A 12,861-nucleotide genomic window follows, 5' to 3' on the forward strand; every position below is an offset into this window, starting at 1 on the left:
TATTTTCCCATTATGATCCGGCATAGGAGTGCAGTCCCGCAATGACCAGGTTAACAGCAACAAGATTGAACATGATAATGACAAATCCTATTACAGCAAGCCAGGCTGACTTCTCGCCATGCCAGCCTTTAGAAAGGCGGAGATGCAGGTAAGCAGCATAGAAAAGGAACGTAATAAGCGCCCATACTTCCTTCGGATCCCATCCCCAAAAGCGTGTCCAGGCAATTTGTGCCCATATCATGGCAAAAATCAGTGCTCCGAGCGTAAATACCGGAAATCCGATCAGTACGGATCGATAGCCAATCTCATCAACTAAGTCTAGATTGATATTTTTCGCTAGAGGCTGCAGCGCTGCCCCAACCCGTTTGCGGAGTATCGCTCTTAACAGCAGGTATAGAATAATCCCTGAGGCAAGTGACCATATAACCGTATTCAATTTTTTAGCATTAATGATTGCTGGCATTTCCGCTAACGGTTCAAATTTCCCTTCTGTCAGCAGCTGTCCCTCATTGGGACCTGTTAAAGCGGGCATATGATATTCAAGAACTGCTTCCTGCCCGTTTTTATCAATCCAATTAAATTCTGCTTTATATCCCATACCTGCGAAAGTTGAGCTGACGATGACAAAGCCTAGTGTACAAACCAATCCGAACATAACTGCTTCAAGCCAGAATCTTTGTTTGCTCTGTTTAGTCTGATCAACTGATTTAACTAAATAGATGATTCCTGCTGCAAAGCTTACCGCCAAAATAGCTTGCCCGATGGCAGCAGTTGTGACGTGTATGTGAAGCCAGTCACTTTGCAAAGCCGGAATCAGCGGTGAAACTTCCCTTGGAAACATGCTTGCATACGCAATCATCAGCAATGCTACCGGAAGCGTAAAAACTCCCAAAATTGGTGTTCTATAAATTAGGTAAATAACAATAAATGCACCTACGAGCGACATTCCAAAAAACGTTGTAAATTCAAATAAGTTGCTGACTGGCGCGTGCCCGGCAGCAATCCATCTGGTTATAAAGTATCCCAGCTGTGAAATAAAGCCAATTATCGAAATCCATAGTCCCAGAGTTGCCCACCTGTTTGGCCCTTTTTTGGGGTTTTTCTTATCTTTAATGGAGCCAGCAAAAAAGACAGTAGCAATTAAATAGAGAATAAAAGCTGTATATAATAAATTGCTGCTTAAATTAACCACTCCGATTCCTCCTTAGCCTTTTTTCTCACTTTGTTTTTGCAGCTGGTCTTCAGGTTCATTAATCCCGGTTCCATCCAGAACTGCTTCAATTTCTCTTTTAAGTCCATGCCAGTTTTTATTTGTGTGGCCGGCTACCCACACCTCGCCATTAACACGGCGAAGCCAAATACGTCGATGGTTCCAGTAAGACCCCTGAGCAACACCTATCATGAAAATGGCCCCACCCAATGCGATAATCCATAAAGTTAAATCCTTCCGGACCGTCAAAGCCGACACATTCTTAGTATCTACTCCTTTAAATGCCATCTTGTATTCATTATCGCCAAATGGCTCAATTGTCTGCCTTATAGCCACAAAACTGATTTCACCATCAGGCTTATCAGGTGTATACATTTTAAAAACAAAAGCAGGATTATTAGGAATTCTTGACTTTGTAACCGGCTCCCCGTTTTCATCAAATTCAAAATCAGGAAAATAGCTGACAATTTCAGCTTTATAGCCATTACCAAGATCATATATATCCTTTGGATCATTTAAATCAATTGTTAAGTCGCCAAACTCTTCACCAGTCTGTTTATTGGTCAAGGCGAAAGACATTTTATTTAATTCATCAAGTTTGTAATCCACTTGGTATAATGCAAAGTTTTCAAACTTGAGAGGCTCATTTACCCTTATTTCAAAATCTTTCACTTTCTCGAGGTCTGCCTCTTCTCCTGCAACTGCATCCCCCTGTTTTTTATAAAGAGTGACATTCGACTGATAGTTTTTGGCTACCATTCCAGCTTTATCAATGGCTTCACCAAACACTTTATTATCCTTCTCTTTATCGTAGACTTCAAGAATGAATGCATCATTCTTCAGGTAGTATTCTCCATTGGTTTCCGGGATGACCTTTGTCTCACCTTCCCGAATCCATAAAATTTTATCTACATACATGCCGGGAACAAAACGCAGCATGCCGCCTATTAGAAATATGATAAGTCCAACATGGTTAACATATGGGCCCCATCTTGAAAAACGGCCTTTTTCAGCAAGAAGGTTTCCATCTTCTTCTCTTATTTTGTATTTCTTTTCTTTTAACTTATTTTTTGCAATTGAAAAAGCCTTGTCTGTTTCTTCAACTTCTGAAACTCCAAAAACCCTCTGGCGCTGCAGATAGCTTTCGTGCCTGCTGACCCGCTGCTTTTTCAAAGCCCTGTATAATGGGACAACCCTGTCAAGGCTGCATATTACAAGCGATATTCCAATGGAGGCAATCAAAATTAGATACCACCAGGAGCTGTATAAATTATGGAATCCTAGATCATAGTATAACTTGCCTATCCAGCCATACTGATCCTCGTAATATTCAGCTGCTGGCATGATTGGCGGGATATACATTTCCTGCGGCAGGATCGTGCCAAGTGCTGAAGCAATCAGCGTAATCACAATGAGCCAGACTCCGACTTTTACAGACGAGAAAAAATTCCAAATTTTATCAACGATCGTTTTATTATAGGTTTGCGAACGGCGGGCACTTCCTTCATACCGCATATCCAGAAGCTTTTTATCTTTATCTTTTTCTCCCAAAACCTTGCCGCAGGATTCACAAAGAACCGTTCCATGCGGATTTACATGGCCGCAGTCGCATTTTACTTCTTTCATATATAAAAACTCCCCGTAACTTATGGTTTAATCTGTTCCATATAGTCCTTAATCGTAGCTTCAGTCATCTCTCCTGTTATATACTTGATCACCTTTCCTTCTTTATCAATTAAAAAGGTAGCAGGAAGAGGATTAATTCCATACGCTGATTGAACCTGGCCTTCATCTATTACTATTGGGAACGACAGATTGTAACGGTCAGAAAATTTGTTTACAGCCAGTTCGGTTTCCCCTACATTGACTGCCAGCACCTGAACACCCTGGTCTTTAAATTGTTTATATTGGTTGTTCATATAAGGCATTTCTTTTTCACAAGGCTTGCACCATGTACCCCAGAAGTTTAGGAAAACCCCCTGCCCCTCATAATCTGACAGCCGATGTTTCTCCCCGTCCATATCTGTCAGAACAAAGTCAGGCGCTTTTTCACCGACAGCAACCTTTTGCACCTGATCTTTCGTAAAATTAGCGTATAAGGTATATGCCACTGCAGCACCAAGGACAAGCAGAATGACTGTTCTCATTACCAGACGCTGCTTTTTCATATATAAATCCCTCCCGAAGCCGACCCCTTAACGATTATATCAATCGGAAACGGAGTCTAAAAAAAATCAAATTTCTTCATTATTAACAATTTATCAGGTTACTATGTAGCAACTCAGGATCAAGAATAGCCTGCACAGCTGTTTATTATTATATCATTTTTCAACATGCCGACATTGTTAACAAATGAGCGTAACTGTGACACTTCTATGAATTTTTTAGAGCCAGCCAGCTATTTATCACTTTTTCTTCATCGCAAGTGCACGCAGCTGCTTCACCTCATGGGCTGTTAGTTCCCTTGCATCCCCAGCTGATAATCCCTGCAAAGTCAGGTATCCGTATCTTTCCCTTTTCAGCTTGAGAACAGGATGTCCTATCGCTTCAAACATCCTTCTTACCTGGCGGTTACGCCCTTCATGAATGCTAATCTCAATAATGGATGTTTGTTTTTTCTTATCCATTGATAAAAGCTTTGTCCTTGCAGGGGCTGTTTTTCCATCTTCCAGCACGATCCCTCTTTGGAGGTTCTTAATGCTCTCCCTGGAAGGAATTCCTTTTACCTTGGCAACATACACCTTCTCAATTTCATTGCTTGGATGCATTAACAGATTTGCAAACTCGCCATCATTTGTAAGAACCAGCAGGCCTGATGTATCATAATCCAGCCTTCCTACAGGATAAATTCTTTGTTTAATTCCTTCAAAGTAATCTGTGACAACTTTCCTTCCTTTATCATCGGATACCGCTGAAATCACGCCTCTTGGCTTATACAGGAGAAAGTAAACAGGCTCTTCCCTCTCTACAGGAATTCCATCGACTTCTATTCGATCTGACGGCGACACCTTTACTCCCAGCTCTTTGACTGTTTTTCCGTTTACCTTTACGCGTCCCTCAGCCATAAGCTCCTCAGCTTTTCTTCGTGAAGCAAACCCTGCATGGGCAATGACTTTTTGCAATCTTTCCATTTATGTCACCTCATAGATTTAATAACAGATTTTCATTCTTTTTTCACTCCTAATGAATTATGACACAATTCGCCATGTTTTCAAAGCAACCATGATCAAATAAAGTGAGTTCGCAGCAATCATGAATTAACCTGAAGCTCGGACATAAGCACAAAAACAAAAAAAGATACCTTCCAGCAGGTATCTTCTTTATAATATTGATTTATTAAGAACATATTAATTTCCGTAAAAGTGATGAAAACAAAAGAAGCTTATACACTTCCAAATACAAGCGTAACGACCATGATTGCAGCAATGATTCCGGCCAAATCGGCAAGCAGGCCAACCTTTAAAGCATCCCCCATTTTCTTGATTCCAACCGCCCCAAAATAAACGGTTAATACATAGAAGGTCGTATCCGTGCTTCCCTGCATGACGGAGGCAAGCCTGCCAACAAAAGAATCTGGCCCATGGACCGCTATTAAATCACTGGTCATCCCCAGGGCTGCGGTTCCAGAAATGGGGCGAATAATTGCCAAAGGCACGATATCTGGCGGTACTCCGATTGCCTCAAGTCCAGGCCTGATAAAATCCATAAAATATTCAAGTGCTCCTGAGGCTCTGAAAACCGAGATTGCTACAAGCATGCCGACGAGGAAAGGAATAATCGAAACCGCGATTTTGATGCCTTCCTTTCCCCCTTCTACGAAACTTTCATATGTAGGCACTCGTTTAAAAGTACCATATACTAATATAAAACCTATTAAAACTGGAATAAACCAGAGTGAAATAACCGATACGATCTCCATTTATACCTCATCCTTTACGGGTTCTTCGATAATAGAAATAACGGTCGATCATTATGGCCGCCAATGTAGAGCAAAAGGTAGCTACTAAAGTAGGTCCCACGATATCAGTAGGAGAGGCGGAGTCATAATTCATCCGGATCGCTATCACGGTTGTAGGTATTAAAGTGAGGCTGGAAGTATTGATAGCCAAAAAGGTAACCATTGAACGGCTCGCTTCATTCTTGCCCCCATTCAATTCTTTAAGCTCCTCCATGGCTTTTATACCGAGTGGTGTTGCAGCATTCCCCAAACCAAACATATTGGCCATCATATTGGAAAGTATATACCCCATTGCCGGATGGTCATTTGGAATTTCTGGAAAAAGTCTTATAACAATGGGCCTGAAAAGGGCAGCCAGCTTTTTTAGAAGTCCGGCATCGTCAGCGATCCTCATCATGCCAAGCCAAAAGACAAGGATGCTGATCAATCCGATACATAATGTGACCGCTTCTTTTGCACCGTTAAAGATCGCTTCGTTCACCTCATTCATGGTGCCATTAATCATTGCAAAAAGAATTCCAATAGCAGTCAGCATAACCCAAATAATATTAACCATTTTTTTTCACTCCGGCGATAGTGGTAAACAGGCTTCTAAAATAGTCTAATAGAGACTTATCTTCTTTTATTTTTTCTGTTTTATAATAGATAGGAAGTTTTTTTACAGGCTGGTTATCAAAATAGACAGTTGCCTGTCCGACAACTTCCGGTATCTCACGGCTGTCTTCCCACTCTTCCTTTGGTTTCTGCAACTTGAGGTCAATTTTAAAATGGTTTTTTTCTTCTTTTGTCACTGGGTAGCTGTATGCTTGTTTCAAATATACTTTATTCTTATAAAATTCTTGCTCTATTTCCTTAATAGACCCTTGAGGCAGAATCTCTACGACATCGTAATTTTTAAATGCCGTCTCATACATATTGATATGGTCGTTCCAATCATCAGGTCCGTTCAAGGTTACAGCTATCAGGTTCAAATTACCTTTCGAAGCAGTAGTAACAAGTGTTCTCTTTGCCCGTTTCGTATATCCTGTTTTTCCGCCGGTACAATACTCATATAATTCTGTCAGCAGTCTGTTTTTGTTTTTCCACACTCTGTCCCAGCTTTCATTCGGATTTGGAGCCCTATGCACTTCAGTACCAGCAATCTTTTGATACTTTTCATTTTTCATGGCATATCTTGTCAACAAGGCCATGTCATAGGCTGTTGAATAATGGTTTTCATGGTCATCCAGACCATGAGGATTAGCAAAATGAGTATTTTTCATCCCGATTTCTTCCGCTTTTTGATTCATCAAGAAACTAAAACCTTCAAGGCTGCCGCCAATATGCTCAGCAATGGCAACTGCGGAATCATTACCTGAACGAAGCATAAGTCCGTATACCAGGTCCTCAAGCTTTATTTTTTCACCTGGCTGCAAATAAATCGATGACCCTTCAGCTCTTACAGCCTGATCACTTACTTTAACCGTTTCATCCATCTTTCCGGATTCTATCGCCAGGATAGCGGTCATAATTTTTGTAATGCTTGCGATTCTTCTGACTTTATTTGCTTCCTTCTCATAAAGAATGCGTCCTGAATCCTGCTCCATTAATATAGCGCTTCGAGCACTCACTGAAACAGCAGCTTCTGCCTTCTGCGGAATATTCAAGATCATCAATGCGGCAACTAATATTAAGGCCATCAGCCTGTTTAAGATTTTCATTGTACAAAACCCCGTCTCCTTTATGGATGTCTATTTTCTCAGAAAAGCTCGGGAAACTCTTTGCGTGATAAAATGGCTGTTTGAGAAGGATGCCGATATGCTTTTCTTTTGTTTGTACAAGTTTATGCAGGACAAGTAGTGATATGACTATTAAGTAAAACTTGTCCTGATGCTATTGCAGCACAAATATGCTTGTCCTTTTTTTTGATAAACTTGCTTTTTTATTTACTCGCCTCATTACTTGTTTAAAAAACAACAAATATTGCGAAAACAGCCATAATAAAAAACGGGAAACAGCATTCTGTTTCCCGCTTACTTATTCAAAACGGCTTCCATTTCAGTTCTGATGCTTTCAGGAACCGGTTCTCAACATCCTTCCAGTTCACAACATTCCACCAGTTTTTCACATAATCGCCGCGATTGTTTTTGTATTGAAGATAATAAGCATGTTCCCATACATCCAAAACAAGCAATGGGATTGTATCCCATTGAGTCAGGAGCATATGCCTTTCTGACTGAAGAATTTCAAGCCTGCGGGCCCTTGGCGACCATACAAGAAGTGCCCAGCCTACACCTTCGACCTGTTTGGCTGCCTCTGAAAAATGAGTCTTGAACCGATCAAAGCTTCCAAAGTACTTAATGATCTCTTTCAATAATGCCCCTGATGGGTTCCCGCCTCCCTTTGGACTCATGTTATTCCAGAAAATCGTATGGAGGTAGTGTCCTGAACCATGAAATGCCAGTTCCCGGGACCAGTGTTTTACAAGACTGTAATCACCTTTATCCCTTGCAATTTGCAGCATATTTTCTGCTTTATTTAACCCGTCCACATAGGATTGATGATGCTTGTCATGATGAAGCTTCATAATTTCGCCTGAAATATGGGGTTCAAGCGCCTTATAATCATACGGCAGCGGCGGCAGGGTATGTTTACCGGCAGCGATATAAGGTTCGTTCATATAGACATTCCCAACCCTCTGCCTATTTGTAAAATAATTCTCCATGTCTGAATGCAGCCCATCCACCTGTTCCTGGATTTTTTCCAACTCTCGAATATCCAGGTGCCCTGTCATTCCTTCCATTATGTCCGTAAAACTATCCAGCCTCTGCCAAAGCTCATTATTTTTATCAACATGCTCCGATTCCAAAAAATCTCTCAACTCCTTGTTCCATTGTGACACTTCTTTGATGTAATCTTCCATTTTACTCATACGTTCCATCACTCACTTCCTTATTTCGTTCCCTTTCTATATGTATGAGCGCAAGTTTGTACGATTGCCTAGGAATATAGAGAAAGCTGCGAGGAGGTATTTTACTTGGGTTTTAGTTTAATCACCAAGAAATAAGTAAGATTCAGTTTTGGATTGCGCCTTTTTGAAATTTATTTGCCACGTTACAGTTTTACATTGTGTCGAGATTTATCCTATTGCGTCCGCAAACCGATTAACAGCTATTTCCGTTTACATGGCTGTCTCTAACAGGTAATATCTGATTCAAACATTCAATCCATAAAAAAAGAGGGTGTCCCAAAGGTATAGCTTTTTGGCACCCTCTTTTTTCCAAGATAATAGCTCTATAAAATTGGCCTGTTGATTTCCGCTCCAGGGACTCAGCGAACGCGGGCGGTCCGGGAGCCTCCTCGGTGCATTCGCACCTGCGGGGTCTCCCATTGACTCGCTTCTCCCGCAGGAGTCTCGCCCCTTCCACTCCAATCAACAGGGTGCAAAAACCAAGATCAGTTAATACATTAAGGTAAAAGAATAAGAAAATCGTCCTTTTTGGTATAATTAAGTCATCACAACCAACCGTACTAGAAAGGAACGATATTCTAAGGTATAAATCGTATAACACGAACCAATTAGCACTTCCAATGGGCATTCAAGGACTAATCCCCCAACAACGTCTTGTCCGTTTGATCGACTTCGCTGTGACAAAGATGAATTCCACAATCTTTACATCCCTTTACCCTGAAGCGGGATACCGTACCGAAATTAAAAAAATAGAGGTCAAGCCAGTCTTGGGGCATATTAAACACAATCGAAGATATATCCGCTTTTTCCCTAAGGGGCCAACCAAAAAACACCGAGGATTCTTATTTGTGTTGTACACAATTTGAAAAATTGGGATAGCCTTATACAAGACAAAATAGTCAAGAAATTGAGGAGAAAACTCCACTATACTAGTAGAAAATCTTCAAATTCCAACGAAAAATGTCCTCAGAATAAAAAACTGACTCAAAAGGGTCGTCACTTAACGACCTTTTGAGTCAGCCTCCTCTTAAACAATTATTTAGATTGAATCATTTTTGTGCGGTAATCTGTTTCGTAATACTCAAGCTCTTCTCTAATCCTTTGGAATTCCCCTTCCAATTGACGAAACAGAGCTTTTAGACTGTCCGGCACTTCCTCATGGAACTGGATGGAGTTTTTGCCAGTATACGCTGAACGGCTATTTTCGAACCATGCATCATTTTTAGGAGAGAAGAACTCTTCTATACATTGATGATAGATTCGGTATAAAGTTTTCTCGGCAGCACCTTTTTGGAAAGGGTCGCTTTTCGAAATAATATTGCAGGTATCGAGTCCTTCTTCACAAAAGACAAGCAGCTTTCTAACATGGGATAGGATACTCTTGTAATAATCCGCATTACCCTGTTTTTCTGCCTCTAAGTCCTTAATAGTTGTGTTATTTAAAAAGTCTTCAAAAACTTTAACGCTATTACCGAGGAAATTTTTCACATCTTCCATTTGTGATTTAACGATTGAATTTCCCAATTATTACACCCCCATATTTGTAGACTGGCTATTATTGCGGTTGAATAATAAATTCTAAAGGAGATCGCAGGTCATAGGATTTTTTATTCTCCAGCGCTTCAAAAATAGAGGGAAGCTTGGAAAAGTCAAGATCCTGAAAATAGGATGCAAAGTCAGCCTTTGAATTAATATAAATACGTTTGCGGTGCCGGAAACCCGGGTTTTTAAGTAAACATGAAAGTGCAACAATATCCTTGAATTCCACTTCTCTGGAACCCGCAGCAAAGACCGGGTCACTCCCATAAGGTGTAAATTCATTAGTGGATTCATCAAAGAAGCGGACATATAAAACATGAAAGGTCTTTTCCTGCCCATCTTCTTCAAACACAACTTCGCTTCGATTAAAAAAGTCTTCAGATGTGTTCGGCTTTTCTTTTTCAAGTTCGTATCCCCTGCAGTATTTAATCAGCAAGTAAAACCCTCCTAATTCCCTCGGTGGTTATACAATATATGTATGACAGCTATTTAGAAAAGAAAAGGGAAAAATTTAAGTTTATTTTACCATACTTCCATTGTAATGTGTCAGAAAACTCAAGAATCTATCTCCTGAAACTTTTCAAAAAATAGATCAGCTTCTTCCTGGAAAGAATCCTCTTCTTCACTTACCTTATCTGGAAGAGGCGGCAGTTCTTCAATACTCCTAAGCCCAAAATAATCAAGGAATTCCTTTGTCGTTCCATACAAGTAAGCACGTCCGGTACCTTCTGCCCTTCCGACTTCTTTGATTAGCGCTTTTGCAGCCAGTGTCTGGAGAGGCCTTTCCGTCTTAACTCCACGTATTTCTTCGATTTCTGTTCTTGTAATTGGCTGCCTATAGGCAATGATAGCCAGAGTTTCGAGTGCCGCCTGAGATAAGGTAGCAGCCGAGGGGGATTCCACAAGCTTCTTTAGGTAATTGGAGTACTCTTTTTTTGTAACAAGCTGAAATGTGCCCGCAAGCTCAACCACCATAATTCCGCGTGTGCTATTGTCTTTGTAATCATTCATTAAGTCATCCATGATTTCACGGGCCTGTATTTCTTCAACGTCAAGCACATGGGCAATTTGCTTTAAAGATAAGCCTTCATCACCCGCTGCAAACAGCAGGCTTTCTGCTATCCCCTTCCAATTAATAATCTCCATGTTTTTCTCCTCCTTCCATGGAAGCCACATAGATTTCTGAAAAATTCCGATCCTGTTCAACTTGTATTTCCCTGCGCTTGATTAACTCCAATACTGCCAGGAACGTTACAACGATATATTCTCTGTCAGATACCGGAAAAAGTTCATTAAAGCTTTTCCTGCCCTTCATGTTTTTTAGCTGCTCTACAATTTCGGACATCCGCTTTTCAATGGGAATCTCCTGCCGGGCAACTTTGGTAGTCAAAGGCCTCTGCAGCTTTTTTCTTCTTAATAACTTCTGTAAAGCTCCCAGCATATCATAAAGACTAACGTTCAATTCTGCTTTTTCTGGCTGAGCATCCTTTACAAAATCCGAAAGATCCGCTGGCGGTTTCGTAAACATTAGGCTTCTTTCCTGCTCGCGCTCTTTAAGTTCATCTGCCGCTTCTTTAAATTTCCGATATTCAATAAGCCGTTCAACTAATTCATCCCTTGGATCTTCTTCCATATCCATTCCGAATTCGTCTTCAAGTTCTTCCTCTTCATGCTTCGGCAGCAGCATTTTGCTTTTAATAGCCAGAAGCGTAGCAGCCATTACAAGGTATTCGCTCGCCACATCAAGCTGGAGTTCCTTCATTGTATGTATATATAAAAGATATTGCTCGGTAATTTCCGAGACCGGAATATCATAAATATCTATTTCCAGCCGGTTGATTAGATGAAGGAGCAAATCAAGCGGCCCCTCAAAAGCATCAATCTTTACATTATAATGATCATATTGCATAAAATTCCCACCAAATTTTTCTATAAAAATTAAATTTTTTTACATCCGATTCCCTGCAAACACGGTAAAAGACTATATCTAGTATAGATTATTCATTAGGGTTATCCAATAGAAAAATAACCCTATGGTCTAGATTGTTCTCCAATATCCTCAAAAAATAATGGATCCGCCCAAACACTCCGGCTAATGCCTACATAGGATGTATGGAATACAAAGATAACAGGAGGTATTTGATATGTCTAATGCTGGAATTGGCGATTGCTGGGGAACCGGATTTGCTTTGATTGTTGTATTGTTCATTTTATTGATCATTGTGGGAGCTTCCTGGTGCTTCTAAAAACATAAAAAAGTAGTTTATTTAGGCTGTTTTCGCTAAAAGATTGTTGTTTTTGCTTTTGAATTCAGACCGTTGATTTCAGCACGGGGCATTTGCTTTGCGCGGGGAGCGATGCGAGCCTCCTCGGCTTCGCCTGTGGGGTCTCGCAAGTTCCTCTCTTCCCGCAGGACATTGGAAAAGCATCCTTAAGTAAACACCTCGTCGTAAGAAGATGCGAATGCATTTTCGAGGAGTCAAATGCCCTTCCGCTACAATCAACTAAGTTATAAAAACTAAGTTTGCCTTCAAATAGCAACAAAATTTACGAAAACAGCAAAAAAGCCGTTATTAAAACTAGCTTAAAGCCCGGATGATTCCGGGTTTTTATTTTTCAGCATAGATCCCTCAGGCCTGTATGTTAAAATATAGATAGAATTTGCAGGGAGTGAAACTATGTATCCGGATGATTATATAAAGTTTCTGGTCCATTTTCATGGTGATCGAGATTATTTTGAATGTCATGAAGTACTGGAGGAATACTGGAAAAGCGTTGATAGAAATAACAAAACCTCCCACTGGGTCGGTCTTATCCTTATGGCAGTTTCCTTTTACCATCATCGCCGGGAAAATTTCCAGGGGGCAGAGCGTACCCTTAGGAAAGGAATCAGCATCTTGGAAAACCAGCCAGCTGAAATGACAAAGCTGGGGCTTGAGGCTGGTCAATTGATCGAGGGCTTAAAAAATAGACTGCAAGCAATTAAATCAGGCGGGAATTATACGAGCTTTAATTTACCTATTGAAGATCCGATTCTCCAAGCTAAATGCATAAAAGTGTGTACGGGACAAGGATTTAACTGGGGTGACAATAGCAACTTGGATGATGAAAACTTAGTTCACCGCCATAAAAAAAGGGACAGGAGCGAAGTACTTAAAGAGCGGTTTGAAGCACTGCATAAAAAACAAAAGAAATAGAGAAAAA

At 40.6% G+C, this 12,861-nt stretch carries 14 protein-coding genes; 2 read left to right on the top strand and 12 right to left on the bottom strand.

Annotation, left to right across the window (positions count from 1 at the left end; genetic code table 11):
- Window positions 1-10 precede the first annotated feature (10 nt).
- The 12 genes from ccsB to J7I93_RS02030 form a co-directional block, all read right to left on the bottom strand.
- Window positions 11-1,192: a c-type cytochrome biogenesis protein CcsB gene (gene ccsB / locus J7I93_RS01975; protein ID WP_214722773.1), complete on the bottom strand. Its 1,182-nt coding sequence runs from the start codon at window positions 1,190-1,192 to the stop codon at window positions 11-13.
- Window positions 1,193-1,204: 12 nt separating this feature from the next.
- Window positions 1,205-2,836, bottom strand: coding sequence for a cytochrome c biogenesis ResB family protein (locus J7I93_RS01980; RefSeq protein WP_214722774.1), 1,632 nt, complete (start codon window positions 2,834-2,836; stop codon window positions 1,205-1,207).
- A gap of 20 nt (window positions 2,837-2,856) precedes the next feature.
- The gene (gene resA / locus J7I93_RS01985; protein ID WP_214722775.1) at window positions 2,857-3,378 is read right to left on the bottom strand and encodes a thiol-disulfide oxidoreductase ResA; all 522 of its coding nucleotides are present in this window, start codon (window positions 3,376-3,378) and stop codon (window positions 2,857-2,859) included.
- Window positions 3,379-3,615: 237 nt separating this feature from the next.
- Window positions 3,616-4,341: a 23S rRNA pseudouridine(2605) synthase RluB gene (gene rluB / locus J7I93_RS01990; protein ID WP_214722776.1), complete on the bottom strand. Its 726-nt coding sequence runs from the start codon at window positions 4,339-4,341 to the stop codon at window positions 3,616-3,618.
- A gap of 251 nt (window positions 4,342-4,592) precedes the next feature.
- Window positions 4,593-5,129: a spore maturation protein gene (locus J7I93_RS01995; RefSeq protein ID WP_214722778.1), complete on the bottom strand. Its 537-nt coding sequence runs from the start codon at window positions 5,127-5,129 to the stop codon at window positions 4,593-4,595.
- A 7-nt stretch (window positions 5,130-5,136) separates the two neighbouring features.
- A complete protein-coding gene (locus J7I93_RS02000) occupies window positions 5,137-5,724 on the bottom strand; it encodes a nucleoside recognition domain-containing protein (protein ID WP_214722780.1) in 588 nt (195 codons plus the stop codon).
- Window positions 5,717-6,868 (bottom strand): D-alanyl-D-alanine carboxypeptidase family protein, encoded by a 1,152-nt coding sequence (locus J7I93_RS02005; protein WP_214722782.1) that lies wholly within the window; start codon window positions 6,866-6,868, stop codon window positions 5,717-5,719. Before J7I93_RS02005 ends, J7I93_RS02000 begins: the two co-directional genes overlap by 8 nt.
- Window positions 6,869-7,188: 320 nt before the next feature.
- Window positions 7,189-8,079, bottom strand: coding sequence for a superoxide dismutase (locus J7I93_RS02010; RefSeq protein WP_214723032.1), 891 nt, complete (start codon window positions 8,077-8,079; stop codon window positions 7,189-7,191).
- A 1,074-nt stretch (window positions 8,080-9,153) separates the two neighbouring features.
- Window positions 9,154-9,642 (bottom strand): YpuI family protein, encoded by a 489-nt coding sequence (locus tag J7I93_RS02015; protein WP_214722784.1) that lies wholly within the window; start codon window positions 9,640-9,642, stop codon window positions 9,154-9,156.
- 31 nt (window positions 9,643-9,673) lie between these two features.
- The gene (locus tag J7I93_RS02020; RefSeq protein ID WP_214722785.1) at window positions 9,674-10,093 is read right to left on the bottom strand and encodes a hypothetical protein; all 420 of its coding nucleotides are present in this window, start codon (window positions 10,091-10,093) and stop codon (window positions 9,674-9,676) included.
- Between the two features lie 119 nt (window positions 10,094-10,212).
- Window positions 10,213-10,803, bottom strand: a complete 591-nt coding sequence (scpB, locus tag J7I93_RS02025) for an SMC-Scp complex subunit ScpB (RefSeq protein WP_214722786.1) — start codon at window positions 10,801-10,803, stop codon at window positions 10,213-10,215.
- On the bottom strand, window positions 10,790-11,566 hold the full coding sequence (locus tag J7I93_RS02030; protein WP_214722787.1) for a segregation/condensation protein A: 777 nt from the start codon (window positions 11,564-11,566) through the stop codon (window positions 10,790-10,792). The genes scpB and J7I93_RS02030 overlap by 14 nt, the downstream gene beginning before the upstream one ends.
- A gap of 235 nt (window positions 11,567-11,801) precedes the next feature.
- Here J7I93_RS02030 and J7I93_RS02035 point away from each other — a divergent pair, with 235 nt between their 5' ends.
- Complete coding sequence (locus J7I93_RS02035) at window positions 11,802-11,903, top strand: YjcZ family sporulation protein (RefSeq protein WP_214722788.1); 102 nt, start codon at window positions 11,802-11,804, stop codon at window positions 11,901-11,903.
- Between the two features lie 432 nt (window positions 11,904-12,335).
- Window positions 12,336-12,854 (top strand): DUF309 domain-containing protein, encoded by a 519-nt coding sequence (locus J7I93_RS02040; RefSeq protein ID WP_214722789.1) that lies wholly within the window; start codon window positions 12,336-12,338, stop codon window positions 12,852-12,854.
- The last annotated feature ends 7 nt before the right edge of the window (window positions 12,855-12,861 follow it).

This window comes from Bacillus sp. ISL-47, from assembly GCF_018613175.1.
Lineage (GTDB): Bacteria > Bacillota > Bacilli > Bacillales > Cytobacillaceae > Cytobacillus.